Consider the following 23,584-nt stretch of genomic DNA (forward strand, 5'->3'; position numbering starts at 1 on the left):
CCGCCCGCGCGGCTCGATGGGCGGCGAACACGCGGCCCGGTTGTCGGCGAACAACTTGCGTCGCGGGAGGATGGCCAGGTGAACCGTGATACGTCGGCCATGCGACTCGGCCTCATCGAAGGTGACGGCATCGGCCCCGAGGTGGTCCGCGCCACCCGCGCGGTGGTCGACGAAGCACTCGCCGCGGTCGGCGCGGTCTCGGTCGACTGGATTCGGTTGCCGATGGGGCAGCACGCCATCGCAGAATTCGGCAATCCGCTGCCGGAACAGACCCTCGCCGCCCTCGACGAACTCGATGCCTGGATTCTCGGCCCGCACGACAATGCCGCCTACCCGCCCGAACATCGAATCGCACCCGGCGGAGCCGTCCGCAAACGCTTCGGCCTCTATGCGAATATCCGCCCCGCCCGTGCGTTCGCCGGAATCAAGGCGAGCGCTCCCGATATCGACCTGGTGATCGTCCGGGAGAACAGCGAGGGTTTCTATGCCGACCGCAACATGTTCGCCGGATCGGGCGAGTTCCGACCCACCCCCGACGTGGCGATGGCGGTCGGCCTGATCACCCGGCAGGCCTGCGAACGGATCGCGCACGAGGCCTTTCGGCTCGCGGCCGCGCGACGCAAGCGGGTCACCATCGTGCACAAGGCCAATGTGCTGCCGATGACGATGGGCCTGTTCCGCGACGTCTGCTATGACGTCGCCCACGCCTATCCGGGCGTCGAGGTCGACGACGAACACGTCGACGCGGTCGCCGCCCATCTGGTCCGCGCCGCGCGCGACTACGACGTCGTGGTGACCGAGAACCTGTTCGGTGACATCCTTTCCGATCTCGCGGGTGAGCTGAGCGGCTCGCTCGGCATCGCCGCATCGCTCAACTGCTCGGCGACCAAGGCGATGGCCCAGGCGGTGCACGGCGCGGCGCCGACGCTGGCCGGACACAACCGCGCAAACCCGGCGGCGCTCCAGCTCTCGGCGGCAATGTTGTTGCACTGGCTGGGAATTCGCGACAACAACCGCGCGCTGTCGAGCGCGGGCGAGCGCATCGAACGCGCCGTCGCGGGCGCCTTCGCCGCGGGTATCGCCACCGCCGACCTGGGCGGCCTCGCCTCGACCAGCGAATTCACCGAGCAGGTCTGTGCCAGGGTGCACCGACGCTGACCCGGACCGGCGAGGGCGACCGGGAACCCAACTCGTTCGAACACCGGACCGTCCGGTAGGGTCCAGCGCCGGTGCCTGAGTGTTTGCTGTGCCCGGAGTGTTCCGCACAGAACGGATAATCTTCCGTTACTGACACGCGAACTGGGGCGAACTCGCAACAGATACGAGTCCATAGGTCTGAAGATACCGTACTCAGTCGCGTTGCGTTTACCTCCTCGGTGCCAGCGCGTGTCGGTGCTCGCGTGCCAGTGGATGCGGTTCACCGGTCAGTGCCGAGACCGCCTCGGCCAACTCCACTAGCGACGCGCGCACGTAGGTGAAGGTGGCGGTGCGCCCGGAGGATCGCTCGCTGTGTCCGGCGTAGGCGCGGGCGATCGCGAGCCCGAACTCGCGCTCCACCCATGTCAGGGTGGTGTGCCGGATCCAGTGCGCACTGATACCCAACGCCGCCGCCCACGGCAGGCGCGCCCGGATCCGCGCGGTGAGCGTCTCGTAGCGACGTCGCGAGATCGGCCGCCCATCGCGATGGCGCAGGACGCGATCGGTCGCTTCAGGGCCGCCGCGTTGCTCGATGTGGTCGACTACGTGGCGCATGAGCGTCGGCGAGATCGGGTGCCAGCGTACGACCCCGCCCTTCTCGTGCAGCTTGACCAAACAGTCCTCGACGTCGAGGTCGCGCACACCCAGTCGCAGCGCGCCGCCGCGGCGGCAAGCGGTCTCGATGTGCAGCCGTACGATCAGCGCGTCCAGCGCCGGATCATTGCCGGTCGTCGCTGCGACGTGAGCGAGCTCGCGCACCTGCTCCACGGTCAACGCATGGCGCAGACCCGCCAGCGGCCGTGGCTTCGCGACCAATGCGGCAGGGTTGTCCAGCGGATGGATCAACCGGTCGCGTTCGGCGTGCTTGTACACACACCGGAAGGCGGACACGAAATTACCCACCGCGGCGCGGCCGTCGCGCGAATTGGACCTGACCACGGCGCGACTGCGATGCGCGTGGACCAAGTGCTCGATCTCGGTCGCCGTAGGCTCGTCGAGAGCCCGACTGCCCCAGAGCTTTTCGATGATCCGCCAGTAGCTGTCGTAGTTGGCGACCGTCGATGTCGGGACCGCCGAACGTATCTGCGGAATGTACTCGGCGAAAGTTGGCATGTCCGGCGGGTTTCCGGCGTCCACGGCAGCCAGGTCAGCGAGGGTGAGCCCCATTCGAGACAGGAAATGGAGTGCGGCGGCGGCGTCCTCATGTTTCATCGCCGAGTACCCATATTGTCGGGCGATGACTGAACAGCGCGGTGGCTAGAGACGGCATCGGATACACCACGAGAGCCTCCCGTCGCGGCACGGAGACGACGAGCGCCCGGTCCCCGGTCGAGAGTGTGCAGGCATGGCGTATCGCTGCGGGCAGATGCAGATAGCCAGTGGGACCGATCGACCAGCGACTTTCCGAAGTCGCGGTGACCACGGCGACGCACTCGTCGGACTCGATCGCGATCGGCTGGCCGGGCAGCCATCCCAGGGCACGTATGGTCGAGCGTTCGCCTAGCCGTCCACGTGCGTCGATTGATGTTGTGGCGCAGTGCATGTCGATCAGCGGCGTCGGTGCAACCGTCGGCGGAAATTCGAACGGAATAGTGGGAGCTCCCGTGGCCCGTCGGGTGGACGAATAGAGACCCGAGAAGTCGATCTTCATGACGAGGCTCCGGCATGCCTACCTACGGCACAACACGATCGGTATGCCGACGAGGTGGTGGTGTGTCCTGTAGCAGAATCGGGACCAGACCGCCGTGCATCGGTCAGCGAAGACGAAACGGAGGTGGCGGGACCTGGGGTGGTCACTGCCGAGGAATCCGCGAGTTGGCCACGGAAAATTGGAGGCATCGGACTCTACTCTCTTGCCCTGCCTGCAGATTCTCCCGACTCCATGAAAGCCGATCTTCGGCGCCCGCGCCACCATCGACGGGTTCACTCACGCAATCCGGGGTCCGATTCCCTAGGGATCTTTACTAAAAAATGCAGGTCAAGGGCCAGAATCTAGACTCAATGACTTCGTTGGTAGACGCGGTCATTGGCAGTCGGTGACCAGCGGTCAGTAGCAGCAGAATGCATCGCAAGCGATGCCGGCTGAATCACTGAGGGTGGAGAGACTTCTCAATCGTTGTGAAGCAATCCGTGCCAACAGCCATACATTACCGAGCTGGCATCGGGAATGTCGCGACTATCTATCGACCGACGATCAGACCAGACTGTGGCAACGGATCATCAACGGCGACAGACGGTTCACGAGTCAGCCCGCCCGATCTCCTGCGGCACGCTACGGGGCAGCTGACCCCGACCGCGAACCGCTGCCACCAGATAAGTCGACGGTTCAATCCGAAGCTGTTGTGTTCGTATGCCCTTCGGTTGCGAGCGCGATAAGCTGGCCACCAGGCTCGGTAGGATTGTTCAGCGGCCTCGCATGAGGCAGATGATCGAATCAGGGGGTGAAGGTGCCTGCGCAGGTGACTCTCGTGTTGGTGCATGGCATTCTGTCCAGCCGCGACAAGTGGGCGCCGCTGGTCAACCTGCTGCTACGCGATGACGACCTTGCCGGATGTGTGAAGGTGATGGAGGTCGAGTATCCGAGCAAAGCTGTCGAGCTCGCCCCGACCAAGCAGCTTCCCGACTTGGACATGGTGGCCGGGTATCTCGAAACTGAGCTCGCGGAGAAACTGACTCCTGATCAGCCGATAGTGTTTGCCGGCCACAGCCAGGGCGGCTTGGTTGTGCAGCGCTACTTGGCCCAGCAGTTGCACGCGGGGCGTGGTCGCGAGCTGAAGCGGGTGCGGAGGTTTTTGATGTTCGCAACCCCGAACTCCGGCTCGGAATACCTTCTCCCGCTGCGTAAACGGTGGAGGCGCAATCCGCAGGAGATCGAACTGCGGCCCCTCAACCAGAAGATCATCGACACGCAGGCCGCCATTCTCCAGCAGGTCGTGTATGCCCAGGAGTTCACCGCGACCACTGCGCCGATACCAGTCGAGGTGTTCGCCGGAATGTCGGATCGGGTAGTACCGCCGCAGTCAGCGAAGTCGGTATTCCCCTATGGCGGAGACCTCCCGGGCGATCACTCGTCGATTGTCGTACCACGGTCGGTCGAGGACTTGGTGTACGTGATCATCAAAGCCCGACTGCTTCGAGCGATTCAAGAAAGCCAGCCCACTGCTAGCGAGGTGACGAGTGATGGTCAGGTGGCACAGTTGGACGAAGTGATCGACCGCGGACTGCGAGCGCAGCGGACTGCCCCGGCATCCGGATTCCGTCTCAGCGAGGATGCGGTCAAAGTGATCACGGCAGCGCTGGATGGGATAGATGACCTGGTGGATCCCGCTACTCGCGAGCAGTTCGTGAAATCGATGCCTCGCTACATCCAAGGACGGCAGGGATTTGGCGGCAGCAACTCCAAGTTGCAGCTTGCTGCGCTGGTCAGGCACTGCGCGACCTTCGAAGAAGCTGGGCGCCAAGCCCTAACCGCCAGCCTGGAATTCTACTTCGTCAACGATCCCGCCGGGTTGCGAGCGCTCGCCGTCATCGATGAGTGCTGGCCGGAAGCAGCGGAGGACAACGCCTCACACACCGGGTAGGCGCGACGGCACAGACGACCGGGCCGCCGCGCCCCACAGGCATAAGTCGACGCGCCTGGATGAGGATGCGTGGGTCGAACTGAAGGGTTTGTTGCCTGAGCATAGTCGGTTGCCGTGGACCTATGACGCCTATCGTCACGCCTTCGAGACCGCAGGTGACCTGCCGGGCGCACGTCTGCCACCCAACCTCAAGACGATGATCGATGTCGTACACGATCTCGATCTACGCGGGGCGGGCAGGGCGATGCCGTTGCCCCTCCCGTTCATCCGTTTTCTGGCCGCCCAGATGGCGGATCGGGAACTGGCCGCCCGTCTCGATGCTTGGGTGGCGAAGGTGAGTAAAAGGCTCGGCACAGCTCCGGTCCCGCCAGCCTCGTCACAGGCACCGAGCATGAGAACAGTGCACGTCGAACTGACCGCCGCCCGCCAAGAGCACCGATACACATTGCGAATGTGGCTGCACCGCGACGTCTTCGAGTGCATTCGAGAGGCCGATAGCCCAGTGGACCTCGCCACGGCGCAGGAGCAGGTGGGCGAGCAGTTGGTCGCAATCTACAAGTCCGGAATCGACACTTCCGAGCTGCGGCGTCTGGAGTTCCATGTTCCCTTCGAGTTACTCGATGAGCCGTTCGAGACATGGGTCGCACCCCTCGGCGTGCCGGGTCGAAACACAGTGATCGGCGAACATTTCGAGGTCGTTGTGCGTTGCCCAGGTGAACGGTCTTATGCCATCGGTGACCACTGGCGCCGCAAATGGGACTGGTTTGCCGCCAACAATGGCGCAGACCCTGAGGCGGTCAAGGTCCTTGGTGATGACGACTTTCTGCGTGGGGCGACCAAGGAACTGCTCGACGACGCGCCTCCGGTGTGCTTGTTCGCGTCGGTGAGCGGTGAGCACCTCGAAGAGGTGTTGTACGGAATGCTGGAAGGCGGGATACCGATCGCTGTATGGCCCAGAGGTGGGTACCCAGCGTCTGCACCGATCGAGCACGCCTTCGAAACCGAGTTGCGGGCAAACGCAAAGAACGGAGCGCCGTTCCACCTTCGTGATTTGCCCGCACGCATCAGAAGCTGGCGTTCGAAGTCGTACCCGACGCAACAGTCCCCCACCCTCGTGCTGCTGTGGGACGATCCGAGCTGTCGACCTTCCTCGCGAATTAGCTGACGTGAGAGGACATTGATGACGATTCCCGATGAGGCTCCGACGGAGCCGAAGGAGTGGTGGGTCTACCGCGGGGAGGGCGATGCCGACGAGCGACTGAAGCTTCTGGTCGGAAATGAGCCGCCATGGCGGAGCTTTGGTGGGACCGTCGATTCCGCTTACCGGGCTCCCGGTATGGACAGTGCATCGGGTGCCGAGACCAAGCGACGTGGAGACAAGTATGTTCCCGCTGCCCCCGAGATAAACGCCGTCAACACCGCCTTGTACCTGCGCCGGCCGCTGCTAGTCACGGGTAAACCCGGAGTCGGCAAAACCACACTCGCATACAGCATCGCCACCGACCTCGGTCTCGGTCCGGTGCTGCACTGGCCCATCACCAGCCGCACCAGCCTTCGCGATGGCCTTTACCACTACGATGCGATCAGTCGCCTTCATGACGCTAACCTCAGCCATCTCAACCGAGCAGCAGCACGACCCCGCCACACGAACGGTCACCGGGCGCGAATCCCACACACCCCGCAGACCGGTGGCGCCGCCATCGGTACACGGGCGGCGACCATCGCCAACTACCTTCGCCTGGGGCCGCTGGGCACGGCATTGATACCGCAGGACCGTCCACGAGTTCTGCTGATCGATGAGATCGACAAATGCGATATTGACCTCCCGGGCGATTTGTTGACAGTGCTCGAAGACGGAGCCTTCGAGATCCCCGAACTGGCACGCATGGCCACCCAACAACCACAGATCCGGGTCGGATCTCACGACAGCCCCGACCCCGACGTGTGCATCGACCGCGGCAAGGTCAGTTGCCGTGCATTCCCCATCATCGTGATGACCAGCAACGGTGAGCGAGAGTTCCCTCCACCGTTCCTGCGGCGATGCATCCGACTGAACATCAAGCCCCCAGGAGAGGAGAAGCTGCGTCGGATTCTCGAAGAACGCCTCAAGATCGACAAGAACGACCGAAGTTTCGATGACCTCATCACCGCTTTCAACACTCGCCAAACCCAAGGCGGCGTGGCTACGGATCAACTCCTCAACGCGATCCAACTGAGGTTGAGCGGAGCATGGTCCGACGCGGGCGACTACGACGAATTCGTTGAGAGCGCTATGCAGCCACTGACCGGGCCGGACTCTTGAGCACGGCATGATCGACCGCCTGCTCCGGGGCATCATCGACGCGGGCGCTGACATCGGCTCTGCAGAACTAGCCGAGATCCTGTGGCTGGCCAAGCGAATCGACTCACCTCCCAACTCCGAGTTCTCCTCAGCGGCAGCGCAGCCGAACGGCGACCCGGGCCTGAGGCTTGTGGACGACGCTCCACACAACAGTGAATCGACAGCGCCGTCGATGGCTCCTGTCTATCCGGCGCATCGAGGAGAAAGGATCACTAAGTCCTCGTCCGGTACAGGAGTCCGGGTCCGAGTGCGGCGCGCGAACTCACTGGATGACCCACTCGCCGTGATGCGCGCGCTTAGACCGCTGGGTCGACGACCCACCAGCGCTGGTCTTGTTCTCGATCTCGACGAGGAAGCTACTGTCGAAGCGAGTATCGACCAGCAGATGCTCGTACCGGTACTGAGTCCGGCCAGCGGCCGCTGGCTCAACCTGGCACTGGTCATCGACACACACCACTCAATGCTGCTCTGGCACGACCTGGTTCGAGAACTGTGCCGCACCATTGTCGACACCGGCCTGTTCCGCACCGTCCAAACCTGGCATCTCCATTTGCCGGACTCCGAGACATCAGCCCATGTCACCCGAACTCGCGGCGGAATGCTGCGCAGTCCCCACGAGGTCATCGACCCCACAGGCAGCCAGTTGATCCTCGTTCTGAGCGATACGATGGGCGATTCCTGGAGTACCCCTGCCCTGCACGACGTGATCCGGAAGTGGGGCGCCCACAGCTCCGTCGCGATCATCAACCCGCTACCCGAGCGACTGTGGAACCGCGGTGCGATACACCCCACCGTTCGACTCGTACGTGCCTCGACACCCGCCGCTCCCAATACCGCATGGGACCTGATGAGCCCTCCCGCACGCCGCCGACTTCGCCACCATCGCCAGATCATGGGCATCCCGATCGTCGACACCACTCCATCCGTACTGGCTGATCTGGCTTACCTCATCGCAGGCGACGGCACATCACATCGCATAACGTGCTTGTTGATCAACACCACGAAAACCGCAGATCCCCCAACGGACATCGCATCGGATGAAGCGCGGATCCTTGCGGTGACGAACAAAGTAGGGGTCGACGCAATACGAGACTTCAATGAAAAGGCTTCCCCCACCGCTCGGGAGTTGGCTGCATACCTTTCGGTCATGCCGTTGACGCTGCCGGTTATGAACCTCGTACGTGCTGTTATGCTTCCCGGTGCCGACCACGGTCATCTTGCAGAAGTTGCCTTGAGCAGTCTGATCGAACCATGGGAACATAGTTCCACAATCGACCCGGAACAACTTGAATTGCGTTTTCGCGCTGGTGTGCGAGAGGCGCTTCTCGGTTCGCTGCTTGAGGACGATATCGTTCGCGTGAAAGACCTTGTCGAAACCAGGTTGTCGGCTTATATCGCTCGACGCCCCGGCAGCGCCGGGGATTTTCCGGCAATCCAACTCGTCGACAGGGAGAGCGGCGACCACTCAATAGTCGCCGATTCCATGAACTTCGCCAAGATGGGCGTGAACGCCCGGCCTGCCGAATCGCCATCGGACATCGAAGATCATTCGGAGATCGCCGGATTGGTTTACATGAACTCGGGGGTCTCAGGTTCAAGCCATCTCGAAAGTGAATCTTACGCGTCAGCGACTCCGTACTGGATACAGGGATTCCGAATCGAAGATTTCCCTTATCGGCAGATTCCCCCAGCGGTCGAGGTCAGTGATCTGCTGTCGCCATATCAAAAGTGGTTGCCGTTTGTGGGGCGTGAGGTTGAAATTGAGGCGCTCCTTCGATGGCGTGATAACGAGGACGTGCCAGATTTTTCAGCGCAGCTCGTCAGTGGCGCTCAAGGAGTCGGAAAGACACGGTTGGCGATCGAATTCTCTGAGCGATGCCTCAATGACGGCTGGAAGACGTGGCGCCTTAAGTCGGACCGGTCGAAGCTGGATACAAGCTTGCTGCCCAGCGAGCTCTCAGGATCTATTATGCTGGTCATCGATGGCGTCGAGTCAATTCATACCTCGAAGCTTCGTGAGCTGTTCGCAGTCGTATCGCACATGGGTAACATTGTCCAGCCTCGACGAGCGCGTCTGCGCGTGCTACTGCTCTCGGGGGGGCGGCAGGGCTGGTGGATCAAGGCTCGAAAACGCCTGCAAGACAGCCTGCTCCGTAGAGCGCTCGACAGGACTCCGGAGTTGAGGCTGCCACCGCTTCGGGTAGATGCCAAGTCCAGGGTAAATCTGTTGAATATCGCAATGGATCGCTTTCCCGGTGATTTGGCATTTGACGCCGATGCGGCCGTTGGTCGTGAGCCACTAGCTTTGGACATGCTGCCTCGGCTGGTGAATACCCCGGCTGAGATTCAAGCTGCAGCTATATCAGCCCTTCAAATGCAGAACAGGGAGGTACGCCTTTTCTCTGATCGCGGCCTGGCGCTCGCGCTGATATCCGCAAAAGGAAATGGTGGCAACGCGGAACCTTCATCTGTATTGAGAACTGGCGTGGTCCTTGCAGAAGGTTTGATCCTTACCCCGTTCCTGCCCAATGTTGATAGCGCATTGATACAGGTCTATGAAATAGCCCCGCGTCGAGTTGGGTGGGTCGCTGCCCGCATAGTGTGGCAGAATTCATCGCTGCGCGCCGCTATTCTTTCTGTGGACAGTGATATTTCCATTGGCATAGCGATACCTCGCGTCAATCGCGACGTAAGGTATCGATTTGCCACCGTCGTGACCGAACATATTGATAGGGATAGAGGTAAGAGTGCGCTTCCTGAGCTCCTTCAGGGAGAAATCACTCGCTTACCCGGTGGACAATGGTCAATTTACAGCTTCCTTGGCGTAAAAGCGCCCGGTGCTGGCGAGTGGCTCATGGGTGCGCTGGTCTTGGAAAAGGAAGCCCCGATCGGCATTATTACGGCGAAAGACGCATCAGGAACCTTTACGGTAACCGCGCTTGACGACGTATTGAACGCGCCTGGATTTTCAACTGTCACCAGCCGTCATCGAGCGCTGGTATCCGCCGCCCGAACCTCGCCGGCCCGAACGCCCGATACTGCCCATTCCGAGACGCTGGCGGCGCGACGGCAACAGGCCGACTCTCATCGGGCAGCCGGACGATTTGCTGAGGCCGCACGGTTGTACGAAGGAGCGCTCGCTGAAAGTAAGCGAATTCTCGGTCCCCGTAACTCTGACACGCTGGCCGTACGCCTCGGATTGACTAGTGCTTACCTGGCAATGGGACGCGATGCCGATGGTGAAGCGCTGGAAGCGGAAACGGAAGAATCGCTGTCTTTGGCCATCGAAACGGTTGTCGGCTATCGGCAGTTGGTGGCCGATGACCAATCCGATCGCTTCTTGCCCGACCTCGCCATGTGTCTCGATCTTCTCGGGTCTCAGCTTGGTGTGGTGGGTCGGCCGCAGGAGGCGTTGGGGGCGGTCTCCGAAGCTGTCGAGATCTATCGGCGCTTGGTGGACGGTGAGCCCGATGTCTACCTGCCTCAACTCGCAGGGAGTCTCAACAACCTCGGGTCTCAGCTTGGTGTGGTGGGTCGGCCGCAGGAGGCGTTGGGGGCGGTCTCCGAAGTCGTCGAGATCTATCGGCGCTTGGTGGACGGTGAGCCCGATGTCTACCTGCCTCAACTCGCAGGGAGTCTCAACAATCTCGGGTCTCAGCTTGGTGTGGTGGGTCGGCCGCAGGAGGCGTTGGGGGCGGTCTCCGAAGTCGTCGAGATCTATCGGCGCTTGGTGGACGGTGAGCCCGATGTCTACCTGCCTCAACTCGCAGGGAGTCTCAACAATCTCGGGTCTCGGTTGGGTGTGCTGGGTCGGTGGGAGGAGGCGTTGGGGGAGGCCGCCCAAGCTGTCGAGATCCTGCGGCGGCTGGCGAACATTAGCCCTGACGCATTCCTGCCCTCTTTGGCCGATTGTGTGAGCAGTATGGCGAATTGGTTGGACCAAACAGGTCGGCGGGAGGAGGCGTTGGCTGCGGCCACCGAAGCCGTCGAGATCTTTCGGCCTTTGACGTCCCAGTACCCGGAGACCTTCGGCCAGAAGGCGAAGCAGGCTGAGCGAGTCTTGAGGCTGTTGCGGAGTTCTCAAGACGATGTTGATCGACACCATCAGGGCAGGGCGAGCAGGGCCGGACAGGGCGTCGCGGCGAGGGTGGTTTGTGTGCATGGGATCGGGCAACAGGTCTCCGGTGGCGAACTGGCCAGGCATGACTGGCTGCTTGCATTGAACACCGGGTTGGTGTCGGCTGGCGCTGACCGGCTCACCGATATCGAGGTCGTGATGGGGTTCTACGGGGATCTGTTCCGCCCGGTATCGAAGTCTTATGCGGCCAGTGACGTGTGGTACGAGGCCGACGACGTCGAGTCCGGGTTCGAACGTGACCTCTTGACCAAATGGTGGCACGCTGCAGCATCAGCCGATCCAGGCGTGCTTCCCGACGATCGAAGTTTGACCGGAAGGTTGTCGGTGCAGGCGATGCTTGGGCAGCTGCTCAAATCTAGATTTTTCAGCGGTGTCGCGATGCGCGCGATGGTCGGTGACCTGAAACAGTTCCGGCGCTACCTCACCGAACCGATACTTCGAGAGCGTGTCCGTGCCCGTGTCCGCGGCCAGATCACACCAGATACGCGTGTGATGGTAGCCCATTCACTCGGATCTATTGTCGCCTATGAAACCTTGTGTGCTAGCCCGGGGCATCCGGTGCGAGCGCTGGTCACCCTGGGGTCGCCGCTGGGGATCCCAGGCCTGATCTTTGATCGTCTCGAGCCGACTCCAGCTGGCGGAGTCGGGGCTTGGCCGGGTTCTGATGGGTTGGTGTGGACCAACATCACCGACGCCGGCGATACGGTGGCGTTGGTCAAGAAGCTCGACCCGCTGTTTGGCACCCCGTTTTCGCGGCGAGTGAGGGATGTGACGGTGCACAACGGTGCCAAAGCTCATGAAGTATCCGCATATCTGGCCGACAAACTGGCCGGGCAGGCAGTAGCGGAGGGCCTGCGTGGCGTTTCGTCGGACTGGTGATGGGCCGCGACGGTTCCTGGCGCGGTCACCGAGCATGCCTCTGTGAACCCCTGTGGTTTGGGCACAAGCACGCAACTCGTGGGACAGTTCACGCCCCCTTTCGAATACCGCGGGAAGATCGGTCCTGCGAGGGATTCTCCGGCCGCGGGCTCGGCGTGCGAGGGTCCAGCGTGCCGGGCTGGAATCCGGGCACAAGCGGATGCGGCTCACCGGTGAATACGGCCAGTGCTGCGGCGACTTCGGTTATGTGTGATTTGACGTAGGTGGCGGTGGTGCCGTTGTTCTTCCTGTGGTGTCCGGCGCATTTCTGGGCGACGGCGTAGCTGAGGGTGCGTTCGACCCAGGTGAGGGTGGTGTGGCGTAGCCAATGGATGCTGATGCGCTGGCTGGCGACCCAGGGCAGTACCTGCCCGATCCGTAGCCAGATGCGGTCGAAACGTCTGCAGGTGATCGGTTTCCGTTGTGGTAGCGCAGTAACTGTCCCGAGCGCGGGCTTCCGCGTTGGGCGCCGTGCTCTTGCAGGTGCCGCATCAAGGTCGGTTAGACCGGTCGCTGCCGTCCTTTTCCCGCAGGTAGATCAGGCACTGTTCGGGGTCGAGATCGTTCAGACGCAGAGTGAGGGCACCGCCACGGCGGCAGGCGGTTTCGATGTGCAGGCGCAGAATCAGGGCATCGAGGTCGGGGTCGTTGTGATGTGGCAACCTGCGGAAATTGTCGACGTTCACGAAAACCCCGGGTAAGCCGCTTTTGTCGTTGCCGGTGGTGACCGCGACGTTTCAGATCTCGCAAAACTGATTCGGCGGAATCGAGGATCGGTGCGAGGGCTGTCCGGTGGGCATGGACAGTTGGCGGGCAGGGTTGTCGACGGGGCGTATCCAGCCGGTGTCCTCGGCATAGCGGTAGACACAGCGGGTCGCGCTGATGAAATGCTCGACCGCGCTGGTCCCACCGCGGGAGGCGCGGTTCACGCGCGCGCCTGCTTGGATACCGGCCGCCATCTCTTCGAGATTGGCTTTGGTCGGCTCGTCGAGGCGACGCTCGGCCGATTGTGCGAGCTTGTCGCGACACCCACGTGTCGCCAGGCGGCAGCTAGTTCACGGTGTGTGCCGAACGGCGGATGACAGCGGATGACCAAGTTCATCGGCGACACCTCTTTCATCATTCGAGATACTTCGCTCCAACCATGGAAGCGCGGTAATTGCGTTGCGCGCCAGCAAATCTCATTGTCCGCGACCGGTAACAGGTGTAGTCGACGCGGGTTAGTGATAGAGGTCATGCATTGGTCGCCTACTTCGTGGTGTTGCTCGCATCGATCTCGCCCAGTGTTACCGGACACGACTCGGGAGGCATGGGGTACGTAGGAAGATCAGCGGTCTGATCGCTGATGCTCGCCTCACTAAGATGTTGCAAGCGTGTCGCGCAAGCGTGTCGCTATTGGGATCTACGGCTAGACCGGGGGTCCGGAGTAGGGCTTGCGGATTGCTGTGAGGAGTAGGACGTTCTGGGTTTGGTCGATGTCGGCGACGCTGAGCCGGTAGGAGGCCGGCTCGCCGGTCGCGGGGTCGCGCACGTGCAGCAAGTCGTTGGTGTCGCGGCCGTAGGAGACCTCGATGCTGGAGAACCACTGGCGGCGGAATTCCTTGATCGGGCGGAGCTGGCGCATGACGTCGTGGGCTTGCTCGGAGTCACGGTAGCGACCGAGCACGGCCTTGAGTGTGGCCACACTCAAGGCGGATTCGTGCGGCCACCGGACATGGACTGCCTGGGGTGCCGCGCTGAACATCCACACCGGGATGCAGCCGGTTTCCTCCAGGCCGGGTGCCGCCGCTCGAAACGAATCGTTGCAGGCCAGCACATTCCAGAGCGGGTCGACACAGGCCGCGAGGACTTCACGTTGCTCGAGGTCGTCGAGATGGCTGGTCAGGTCGACGTTGTCCTGAACGCACTCGCGAAGCTTGTCGGCGGGCGCGAGTTCCTCGGCGGGGGCGCGCAGTTCGCGTAGGTGGCGTGCCTGGACGGAGCTGAGCCCGTAGCCGTTGATGATCTTCTCGAGCGTTTCGAAGGTCGGGGTATCGGTGCCCTTCTCGATATTGAACAGGTAGGAGGGGCTGATGCCGTGGCGCTGCTGGGCTTCGAAGCGCGACAGGCCCAGGTCGTCTCTGATCAGTCGGCACGTGCTGCCCAGAGTCGGGATGTGGGGTAGTTGCTCGCCTCTGGTGTTGTCGGATGAGCGGTGTGCGGGATTCCGAGTCATGCGGAGTCCCCCCCTTTCGGTGTCTTCCGCCACGATGCGAGCGGAGATAAGATGAATGGTTGCCCCCAAGCTGATGCCTCGTTCCTACCAGAACGTGCAACCCTCGGCAAGAAGTTTGCATCTGAACGATCGCAATGAGTTGCTGGCCGATGGGCGAATCCGTCGTGTGCTCGCCAGCGAAGCCGGCTGTCGCGCAGTGGATTCCGAAAAAAGTTTTTTAACGCTCCCACTGTGAAATTTGTGGCAAACGTCCTGCATGCCGCCAGAATAGCAATTTGACACTCTCACCCTCACCTAAAAGTAGGAGAGCTGAAACTCTGGTATTCCAACAGGTTTCGAGGTTTGGATGGAATGGCAAGTCCAAACCGATTGAGAGGAAATAACGTTGGATCCCCTTTTGATACTGGGTTGGGTGAACACCGGTCTGTCGGTGCTGTCCAACGGTCTTTCAGTGGCAGCCCAGGCGCTGGCACTCATCCTGCCCTTCATCTGACGCGATCTGCCTGAGATGCGGTCTCCCAGAGGCGGATTCGCCTCTGGGAGGTCCGCGAATCACCGCGCCGCCCGTGCGCATTCATCAGTAATCCGTATCCCACCCTGATCAAGCGAAGGGTCTTTTCGGCATGCCCAAAACCAGCAACGCCACCCGATTTCACACCTCCGCCCCAGGCGGGCATCACGTCCGAAATCATTTCAGCACCAACGTCTTTCGTGGTAGTCGTGCTTTACTCTCGGGTGCGGTTCCGATTGCGATGGTGTTGGCCGCAGCGGGGACGGCGCACGCTGCCGACACTGCAGCTGCCATCGCTGATCAGCCGGGGGTCACCAGCCCCGCCCAGCCTGGAACAACCACACCTGCTCCACCGCCGCCGGAGCCCGAACCTGCGCCGGAGCCATCCCCGCCGACACCGCGGGTGTATTACGCGCAGCCACCCGAAGTCCGTAACAACGCGCCGTCGCGACCGGCTCCATCGCCAGATCAACCGGTGGAGCCGATCCGGATCGAAGACCTACACCTGCCCGAGCCGGTCGAGCCCGTCGCGCCGATCGAGCCGCCACCGGACACGATCCGCATCGGGCAATGGCAAGCCCAGCGACCGGAATGGCTGCCCCCGGAATGCGCCGACGCGATCAACGACGGTGCGGCAGGCGCGGAAGCACAGGTCGCGACCGCCCTGGACTCGGTCGGCATTCCGGCCGGGCGCTCGGATCGGGTCAGCGGCGCCACGCTCGCCGGTGCCGGAATCGGCGGCGCCGTCGGCGCCGCGGTCGCCGGTGGCCCGGTCGCGGCTGTGGGTGCGGTGGTCGGCGGTCTGATCGGCGGCACGGTCGGTGGGATCGCGGGTGCCGCGCTGAGCACGGTGGTTCCGGTGCCGGTCCTTGGCACGGTGACCTCCGGTGTGTTCGGGACCGCGGTCGGTGCCGCCGCCGGTGCGGTCGCTGGTGCTGTGATCGCCGGTGTCCCGGCCGCGGTCGTCGGCGCGGTCGCCGCAGGTACGGTCGGCGCAGGATTCGGCGCAGGGGTCGGGGTCGGGCAGCCATGAGCACCGTGACGACCCACCATGCACGCATCGTCGCCGCAGTGACAGCTGCGGCCACCGCGATCGGCCTCGCCGCTACCACTACTGCGGGACCCGCCACAGGAGTGCCGATCGGCCCTGGATGCCCCGCGCTCTACGTGCTGGGCGTGCAGGGCACCGGCCAATCCTCACCGACAGCGGACCCGCTCGCCGATACCGGTGTCGTCGGCGCGCTCATCGCACCGGTGCTGTCGGCGGCTCCCGGTCTGGTGCAACGCTCCTATATCCCCTATGGCGCGGGGTTCGGTGGCGCGGTGCCCGGCGGTGGCCCGGATCCGTATGTCGTGTCGGTGACCGATGCCCGGGCGAAGCTCGATGCCGCCGCGGCGCAGATCGCCGAGACCTGCCCTGCCACGATGATCGCCGGGATCGGCTATTCCCAAGGCGCGCAGGCAGTGTCGAGCTTCGCGCGTGACGTTGGTGCGGGCACCGGTCCGATCGCGCCGGAACGTATCGCGGGGATCGCGTTGTATGCCCACCCCGACCGCGCACCGGATGCACCGATCTTCCCCGGCCGTCCGGGACAGACGGTGCCCGACCCCGCGCCAGGTACCAGCGGTGCCGCGGTCGCCGGGGTCCAGATCACCAACCCGCCCGCAGGTGGTGGCGGGATCGCTGATGGCGCGAACAGTTACGGGGCGCTGACCGGCCGGGTCGCCGACATCTGCACCGATGGCGACCTGGCTTGCTCGGCACCGGATCGGGCCGCGCTTCTGCGCGTCGGCGCCGAAATCGCCGCCCAGGCCGACCTGGGCGACCCGTTCGCCGCTATCGGATCACTGGGTGCTCTGTTCTCCGCAGCGCTGGGGGATGCCTGGACCACGGTGGCGCTCAACGATTTCCAGGTCGGTGGCGGCAATGTCGACTACGCGCCGCAGCTGCCACTGGCGGCACGGTTGGTCGAGGCCGCCGATCCCCGCGTTCCTGCACCGACCCCGAACGACATCGGTGCTGCTGCCGCCCGGTGGAACGAGATCACCGCCACGGTCGCGGCGAACCCGATTGGGTTGCTGCCCAAGCTCGCCGGCCAACTCGCCACGGCATGGGGGCTGCTGGTCGCCGACAACGCCGACCTGCTCAACCCCGCGATCTGGGTCCGCTACGCCGACACCGTCGCCCGCCACAACAACTACGCCATCAACGGCCAGCTCGCCTCGGGCATCGCCTGGATGGTCGCCCTCGCCCACGACATCGCCGGGAGCAGATGACATGACCGACCCGACCACCCTCGACGACTTCTACCGCAGCCCCGCACTCGACTTCACCCCGCGTCCGGGGGCGATCCTGCGCCGCCGCACGGTCGCCACCCCACACCTGCACGGCGCGAACCGTGCGTGGCAGCTGGTGTATGCCACCCGCACCGGGTTGCGCGCTCCCATTCCGGCATCGGGGATTGTGATCACCCCCGACATCGCCGAGCTCGCCGGTCCCAGCCCGATCCTGTTGTACATCCCCACTTTTCACGGTCTCGGTGGCCGATGCGCACCCTCGCAACTGCTGGCAGGAGAGGGAACCGAACCCGAAACCGGGTTCATCGCCACCGCCCTCGAACGCGGCTGGACAGTCGCGGTGCCCGACGGGCTGGGCTTGGGAATGACCGGGCTGGGGCCGCACCATTTCCTGGCCGGCGCCGCTGCCGCGCACGCCGTGCTCGACCTCGCGCGTGCGGTACGCGAGCTGCCGGAACTCGACGCCGCGCAGGCACCGTGCGTGGTGTGGGGGTATGCCGACGGCGGGCGCGCCGCGATCTGGGCCGCCGAACAACAGCCGCACTATGCCCCTGAGCTGGATCTGCGGGGCATCGCCGCCGGTGCGGTTGTCGCCGACCCCGCGGCGCTGATCGGTGAGATCGACGGCGGCCCTTGGGCGGGACTGGCGCTGGCCGGGCTGATCGGTCTGGGCCGCGCGTATCCGCATCTGCCGATGCGACACCTGCTCACCACCGAAGCCCACGAAACCATCGAGCGCGCCCAGGAACTCGACGTGGCGGAGCTGCTGGTCGCCTACCGCAACACCCCGTTGGCGCGATGGTGTGAGCGAGACGACCCGTGGAACGACCCGATGTGGCGCTACGCCCTTGCGAATGAGACCAGCGGCCGCGACACCCCGCAGGTGCCCGTGCACCTCTACCACGGCACCGAGGACGCCCTCGTCCCGGTGGCGATGGGACGGCACCTGTTCGTCCAATACCACTCGCTCGGAGTCGATTCGAGCTGGCGGGAATACGCCACCAGCCATACCGGCGCCGCCGCCGCCGGTGCCGCCGAAGCCGTGGCGCGCCTAGCCAATTACCTGCAGCGGCGACCTGCCGCCACCGGCCCGACTCCACCGAGCCCGCAGACCACCTGAATTGCCTGCCCGCACCTTCCGAACCCCTCGCCGGGGTGCGGGCAGGCCCCGCCCCACACAAATTGAGGTCGAAAGTCCATGCACACCAGCACCATCAGAACATCGACACCGCAACGCGTCGCCGCGACGATCCTGGCGTTGGTCACCGTGTCGGCAGCCGCGGGCAGCACGGTGGGCGCCGATCCCGGTGTCCCCCTGGGCACGAGATGCCCGAGCCTGTACGCGCTTGGGGTGCAGGGCAGCGACGAAGCCGCTCCCGACGCGGCGATCACCAGTGACTCCGGCGCACTCGGGCAGATGTTCGGTCCTCTCGCTGCCGCCGCGGGGGATCTCGTGCAGCGCGCCTACGTCCCCTACGGCCACGCCGCCGACGGGACAGCCCTGCCATACGACGCCGCGGTTACGGCCGCCTCGGCGCGGCTGGAACAGATGGCTGCCGAGGTCCTCGCGCGCTGCCCGACCACCAAGATCGCCGCCGCCGGATACGCCCAGGGCGCACCCGCGGTCGCACAGTTCGCGCAGCGTGTCGGCACAGGCAACACACAACTGCGCGCCGACCAGATCGCCGGGATCGCGTTGCTGGCCAATCCGAACCGCGACACCAACACCCCCGTCTTGCCCGGCCGGCCCGGCGCCACCTCGCCGTCTGCGGCACCCGGGACCACGGGGCAGAAGGTCGCCGAGATCGCGCTGCTCAACCCGTCGCTGTCAGGCGCCGGTATCACCGCTGGGGCGGCGTCGAGTGGATACGGGGCGTTGACCGGCAGAGTCGCCGACCTGTGCGTGGCAGGTGACGCGACCTGCGATACACCCACCGCAAGCCCGCTGGCCACCGCCGCGGCGAACATCGCCGCCCGCTCGGACCTCCGGGATCCGATCGCGGCGATCTCCACGATCGCCCAAGCCTTGTCGGCGACCGTCTACACCACCGCGGTGAATGTGGTCAACAAGGACCTGACCGGCACCAGCCTCGACCAACTGTCCTACCAACCGACCAAAACCCTCGGCCAGCGCTTGGCTGAAGCCTCCGACCCGAACACCACTCCACCCGCGCCGAGCGATGCGCTCGCGGCGCTGTTCAAGATCGGCACCATCGGCTTGAACGCCGCGATCTCGGTGGCACGCACAGTGTTCACTCCGGCCACGATTACCGAACTCGCCACTGTCGGCATGAGCGACCCCTTGGCGGCGGTCGCAGTACTGGGCACCAAACTCGCCAGCGCAGTGGTCGAGCTGGTTCCACCCCAGACCACCAGCCGCTGGATCAACGACACCTTCACCGCGATCACCAGCACCATCACCGACCACAGCGAGCTCTACACCCTCGCCGGATCCGCCCAATACAGCGACACCACCGGCCGCCACGGCTCCTACCAGACCGTACCCGCCGCTACGACCGGGAAATCGGCGCTGGCCGCGACCGCCGACTGGTTCACCGCACTCGCCCGCGACCTCGCCGCCACCGGAACCGCGTCGGCCCCACCACAGTCCACCACCGCGTCGACAACCAGCGCAGCCGCCACCACATCCAGCAGCAGCCAAGCTACGCCGGCGGCCCCGACATCGAGCGTCGGACCCTAAAGACCCCTTCGGGCGGAGCCCGACTCCGCAGACGTACCCACACCCGGTCTGCAGATTCTCCCCTGGCACCCCCGCCCGAAGGGCCCCACACCGCCCACCAACCCACCGAGGAGGTGAGAACCCGACATGCCCAACACCCCCACCGACACCAGCCAGCACGGCTGGGGCTGGCTGCACCCGACCGAACCCACTGCACTGCAACCCATCTCGGACACGATCGACGCCCCGGACAGCTGTGGGAACGAATGGCAGTGGATCAACAAACCGCCGCCCCCGCCCCCGCCACCGCCGACGGGATCGTGGCGCACGCGAGTGCCTCGACGTGTCTGGGTCGGGCTGGGCGCCGCACTCGGGGTGGCCGCCCTGCTCGTCGGGGTGGGGATCAACTCGATCGCCGACGAATCCGACACCATGCCAGCGATCCCCACCCTGACCGCAGGTCCCCCAACGACCACACAACCACCGAGCAGCGCGTGCGCCGGACTGGCCGGGCAGACCGTCACCGACACCGAAGGCGACACCCGCAGCCTCGCCGGTGTGATCGCCGCGTTCGAGCACGCCTACTACACGCAACGCAGCGCCGATGCCGCACTGCGACTGGTCGCCCCCGAGGCCGGACTTACGTCGGAGGCGTTGGCGGCGGGTATCGCCTCCATCCCGGCCGGCACCTCCTACTGCGTCGCGATCACCCCGATCGCCGACGGCACTGTCGAGGTTCACCTTGCCGAGCGGCACCCCGACGGGCAGCGCGTGGACTACCTGCAACTGATCAACGTCCGACACGACGGTCTCGGTGTCGTGATCACCAATATTCAGAAGCGGGGCTGAACTATGGCCGCACCGCTGCACCTGCACCACGACGACCACACTGGCGGACCACACCGGCTCGAGCCGAGCACCATCGCGACACCGCAACGGTTGGCGCCGGTATGGGAAACGCCGCTACCGACCACCGCAGCGCACCCACCCTTGTTCGCCGTGCTCGGCGCACATGGCGGCGCCGGGACCTCGACCCTGGCGCGGTGGTGGGCCCCGGCCGCGGACGCCGGAGTGGCCTGGCCAGCCTCACCACGCACGACTCAACACGTGATCGTCGCCGCCAGGCTGTGCATGCCCGGCCTCACCGCCGCGGCCGACCGCTTGCGCGAATGGCACGCCGGTCTGACCCCGGACGGCGTGCGAGTGATCGGGCTCGTGCTGAGCGCGATGCGGCCGGGGCGAGTCCCCGCAATCGTGCGCCGCTACCGCGCCGTGGTCGCCGGGCTGGTCGAGCACGTCTACGACATCGGCTGGCACGACGAACTCGTCACCTGCGAACTCACCGACCTGGCCCAATACCTCCCCTACGACCCGGCACCCCCGCGCCGCACCAGCCTGCGCGACGCGGTCCCCGCCGACGTGCACCGCGCCGGAACCCACATCATCACCCACCTCGCAGCCACCCGCTCGATTGCTGCACAACCCGATTCGGAGACACCGCCATGACCACCGCCTCCGCGGTCGGCGAGGCGCTGACCGTGCTCGCCCAACAAATCCCGATCACCCCGAAGCCACCTCCGGGATCGGACAGGCTCATCAACCTCGTCAACTATCTGTCCTGGATCGTCATGCTCGCCGGCATCAGCGCCCTGATCTACGCCGGCGGCAAATTCGGCTGGGAACGCTTCCACGGCGGCGCGGTGGAGTCACCCAAGATCATCCTCGGCGCCCTGGTCGGCGGCATCATCGCCACCAGCGCCGGAACGATCATGAACGCCGTCGTCACCGGAGGCGCATAAGCCATGCCCCGCTTCCGGATTCATCCCCAACCCTCCACAACCGGGCAACACGGCTCCCTCGGTCCATCCAGTTTCCAGCCCGGTGAGTGCGGATTCTCGTCCGCATCGACATCGCGGCGCGAACCTTTCACCGCTGCCCACCTGGACCTCACGCCGTTCACCGTGGCCGCGGCGGACGGAATCCGGCTGTCGGCCAGTCGCATCGGCCCCACGTCGGCACCGGCGAGCGTGGTCTACGTCCACGGAATACTCACCGACTCCACCTACTGGAGGCCGCTGGCCGGGCATCTGCACCAACGCCTCGACGGCGGTATCACCCAAATCGTCTACGACCAGCGCGGACACGGCAGCTGCAAAGAATCTGATCCGGGTGCGGAGACCATGTTGTCGACGCTCGTCGATGACCTCGACGCGGTCGTGGCGCACGCGCACGGCGCGGTCGTGCTCGTGGCGCACTCGGTGGCGTCGCTGCTGGTGCAGGCATGGGCCGAGCAGTACCCACGCCGGGCTCGTGCACTGGCGGGGATCGTGCTGTTCAACGGCTGCCCCGAATTCCACTGGCTCACAACTGCTTCCGATGCAGGCCGCACATCGAAGCGCTCGCGACGGCGGGAAAGCCGGCTCGTCGAGGAACTGAGCAGCCACCTGCACGAGCCACCGGCGCGCTACGGTCTGCCGCGCCGCAGCGAGTTCGCCAACGTCGGTCCCAGCAGGGCTACCACCGACCTCGAGGCGGCCCTGGCCGCCTACGGAAGCACCACGCTGACCGGTGAGATAGCCAGCATCATGCGCAGCGTCCCGACCTGGGTGTTGACCGGCGAACTCGACCCGGTTGTGGCACCGAGTAGATCCCGCCACCTCGCCGAGCACATCTGGGGCGACTACGACAGCGTCCCGGGTGCCGGGCACTCGCTGCCGCGCACTCACCCTGCTGCGGCGGGCGAGCCGATCCTGGCCGCTCTCGAGGTCGCCTACCGCACCTACCAGCAGGACGGCGGCCCACTGTGATCGCCAAACCACTTCCCGTGCAGGTTCTTTCGCCTCTGACCCAGTTGCTGGGCTGGCTGGCCTGGTTCGTGCTGCTGCTGTGTATCGCGCGCGCGGTGTGGGTCGGTGGTCTGTTGGCGATCCGGATGTACCGCGAAGAGGCCGTCGAAGGACTCCTCGGCGCACTGCTCGGCGCGGTGTTGCTCGGGGCGGCCAGCTCCATCGCCATCGCCGTCCTACCGCCCACCTGATCCACTCGAGGAGACCAACCCGTGAACTCTTCCCGCGTACACCACCGCAGCGTCGTGGCCGTGCTGGCATGCATCGGACCGATCGCCGCGGCCGGACTGCTCGCCTGCGGCACCGAGACCACCAGTGAATCCACTGGAACGCAGTCCACGCCAGCGGTCGCTGAACCGACCGGATTGCGTTGGCAGCCGTTTCAAGGTGTCGACCTTCCGGTCGCCGAACAAGGCCCCCACCACATCGAGGGAGCCGTAGCCAGCGGATACGAGCGCTCACCGGCCGGTGCCGCGCTGGCCGCCGTCCAGGCCACGGTCCGCATGTCGATCGCGACCGACAGCCAGTGGCCGACCGTGGGTCAACGCATGCTCGCCCCAGGCCCAGGGCGCGACGGGTGGGCAACTGCCCGCGCCCAGATCTCGATCACCGCCGCGATCACCAGCAGCGCACCGAAAGTCCTGGGCTACCTGATTTCTCACTACAGCCTCGATGCCACCGACGTCGACATCTACAGCATCCACCCCGACAACTCCGTCACCTGCAACCACACCCACGTGCTGTGGCAGACCGAGGACTGGCGTCTGCAGCTACCCGACGACCCGACCGCCGCGCCGGTCACCACCGTGGCCACGTCCCCGGCCGACATGGTCGCGCTCGCGCCGCGCTGAGGAGGCCC

General features: G+C 64.8%; 20 protein-coding genes. 15 read left to right on the top strand and 5 right to left on the bottom strand.

The window, feature by feature from the left end; translation table 11 throughout:
* Positions 1-99 precede the first annotated feature (99 nt).
* Positions 100-1,158, top strand: coding sequence for an isocitrate/isopropylmalate dehydrogenase family protein (locus OIE68_RS45165; protein WP_327102035.1), 1,059 nt, complete (start codon positions 100-102; stop codon positions 1,156-1,158).
* Positions 1,159-1,365: 207 nt separating this feature from the next.
* Here OIE68_RS45165 and OIE68_RS45170 read toward each other — a convergent pair whose 3' ends face one another.
* On the bottom strand, positions 1,366-2,409 hold the full coding sequence (locus OIE68_RS45170) for a site-specific integrase (RefSeq protein ID WP_327096994.1): 1,044 nt from the start codon (positions 2,407-2,409) through the stop codon (positions 1,366-1,368).
* A complete protein-coding gene (locus OIE68_RS45175) occupies positions 2,399-2,848 on the bottom strand; it encodes a hypothetical protein (RefSeq protein ID WP_327096995.1) in 450 nt (149 codons plus the stop codon). The genes OIE68_RS45170 and OIE68_RS45175 overlap by 11 nt, the downstream gene beginning before the upstream one ends.
* Before the next feature lie 808 nt (positions 2,849-3,656).
* Between OIE68_RS45175 and OIE68_RS45180 the strand changes: the two genes are divergently transcribed.
* The 4 genes from OIE68_RS45180 to OIE68_RS45195 all read left to right on the top strand — a co-directional run bounded on the left by OIE68_RS45180 (position 3,657) and on the right by OIE68_RS45195 (position 12,136).
* Entirely contained in the window at positions 3,657-4,778 is a 1,122-nt protein-coding gene (locus tag OIE68_RS45180; RefSeq protein ID WP_327096996.1) for an alpha/beta fold hydrolase, read from the top strand.
* 109 nt (positions 4,779-4,887) lie between these two features.
* Positions 4,888-5,943: a hypothetical protein gene (locus OIE68_RS45185; protein ID WP_327096997.1), complete on the top strand. Its 1,056-nt coding sequence runs from the start codon at positions 4,888-4,890 to the stop codon at positions 5,941-5,943.
* 15 nt (positions 5,944-5,958) lie between these two features.
* Positions 5,959-7,080 (top strand): MoxR family ATPase, encoded by a 1,122-nt coding sequence (locus OIE68_RS45190; RefSeq protein WP_327096998.1) that lies wholly within the window; start codon positions 5,959-5,961, stop codon positions 7,078-7,080.
* Positions 7,081-7,087: 7 nt separating this feature from the next.
* A complete protein-coding gene (locus tag OIE68_RS45195) occupies positions 7,088-12,136 on the top strand; it encodes a tetratricopeptide repeat protein (protein ID WP_327096999.1) in 5,049 nt (1,682 codons plus the stop codon).
* 530 nt (positions 12,137-12,666) lie between these two features.
* Here OIE68_RS45195 and OIE68_RS45200 read toward each other — a convergent pair.
* From OIE68_RS45200 to OIE68_RS45210, 3 genes are all read right to left on the bottom strand, one after another.
* Positions 12,667-12,861 (bottom strand): hypothetical protein, encoded by a 195-nt coding sequence (locus OIE68_RS45200; protein ID WP_327097000.1) that lies wholly within the window; start codon positions 12,859-12,861, stop codon positions 12,667-12,669.
* Between the two features lie 51 nt (positions 12,862-12,912).
* Positions 12,913-13,134, bottom strand: a complete 222-nt coding sequence (locus OIE68_RS45205) for a hypothetical protein (RefSeq protein ID WP_327097001.1) — start codon at positions 13,132-13,134, stop codon at positions 12,913-12,915.
* 449 nt (positions 13,135-13,583) lie between these two features.
* Entirely contained in the window at positions 13,584-14,390 is an 807-nt protein-coding gene (locus OIE68_RS45210) for a helix-turn-helix domain-containing protein (protein WP_327097002.1), read from the bottom strand.
* A gap of 986 nt (positions 14,391-15,376) precedes the next feature.
* Between OIE68_RS45210 and OIE68_RS45215 the strand changes: the two genes are divergently transcribed.
* From OIE68_RS45215 to OIE68_RS45260, 10 genes are all read left to right on the top strand, one after another.
* Positions 15,377-15,934 carry a hypothetical protein gene (locus OIE68_RS45215; protein ID WP_327097003.1) on the top strand — a complete coding sequence of 186 codons (558 nt, stop codon included), beginning with the start codon at positions 15,377-15,379 and terminating at the stop codon, positions 15,932-15,934.
* The gene (locus OIE68_RS45220) at positions 15,931-17,178 is read left to right on the top strand and encodes a cutinase family protein (protein WP_327097004.1); all 1,248 of its coding nucleotides are present in this window, start codon (positions 15,931-15,933) and stop codon (positions 17,176-17,178) included. Before OIE68_RS45215 ends, OIE68_RS45220 begins: the two co-directional genes overlap by 4 nt.
* Position 17,179: 1 nt before the next feature.
* Positions 17,180-18,319, top strand: coding sequence for a lipase family protein (locus OIE68_RS45225; protein ID WP_327097005.1), 1,140 nt, complete (start codon positions 17,180-17,182; stop codon positions 18,317-18,319).
* 78 nt (positions 18,320-18,397) lie between these two features.
* Positions 18,398-19,900 carry a cutinase family protein gene (locus tag OIE68_RS45230; protein ID WP_327097006.1) on the top strand — a complete coding sequence of 501 codons (1,503 nt, stop codon included), beginning with the start codon at positions 18,398-18,400 and terminating at the stop codon, positions 19,898-19,900.
* A 126-nt stretch (positions 19,901-20,026) separates the two neighbouring features.
* Positions 20,027-20,728, top strand: a complete 702-nt coding sequence (locus tag OIE68_RS45235) for a hypothetical protein (protein WP_327097007.1) — start codon at positions 20,027-20,029, stop codon at positions 20,726-20,728.
* A gap of 3 nt (positions 20,729-20,731) precedes the next feature.
* Positions 20,732-21,385 carry a hypothetical protein gene (locus OIE68_RS45240; protein ID WP_327097008.1) on the top strand — a complete coding sequence of 218 codons (654 nt, stop codon included), beginning with the start codon at positions 20,732-20,734 and terminating at the stop codon, positions 21,383-21,385.
* Positions 21,382-21,678 (top strand): hypothetical protein, encoded by a 297-nt coding sequence (locus tag OIE68_RS45245; RefSeq protein WP_327097009.1) that lies wholly within the window; start codon positions 21,382-21,384, stop codon positions 21,676-21,678. The genes OIE68_RS45240 and OIE68_RS45245 overlap by 4 nt, the downstream gene beginning before the upstream one ends.
* Positions 21,679-21,681: 3 nt before the next feature.
* Entirely contained in the window at positions 21,682-22,686 is a 1,005-nt protein-coding gene (locus tag OIE68_RS45250; RefSeq protein WP_327097010.1) for an alpha/beta hydrolase, read from the top strand.
* A 17-nt stretch (positions 22,687-22,703) separates the two neighbouring features.
* The gene (locus OIE68_RS45255) at positions 22,704-22,916 is read left to right on the top strand and encodes a hypothetical protein (RefSeq protein ID WP_327097011.1); all 213 of its coding nucleotides are present in this window, start codon (positions 22,704-22,706) and stop codon (positions 22,914-22,916) included.
* Positions 22,917-22,937: 21 nt separating this feature from the next.
* Positions 22,938-23,576, top strand: coding sequence for a hypothetical protein (locus OIE68_RS45260; RefSeq protein WP_327097012.1), 639 nt, complete (start codon positions 22,938-22,940; stop codon positions 23,574-23,576).
* Positions 23,577-23,584 lie beyond the last annotated feature (8 nt).

The organism is Nocardia vinacea (genome assembly GCF_035920345.1).
GTDB classification, from domain to species: domain Bacteria; phylum Actinomycetota; class Actinomycetes; order Mycobacteriales; family Mycobacteriaceae; genus Nocardia; species Nocardia vinacea_A.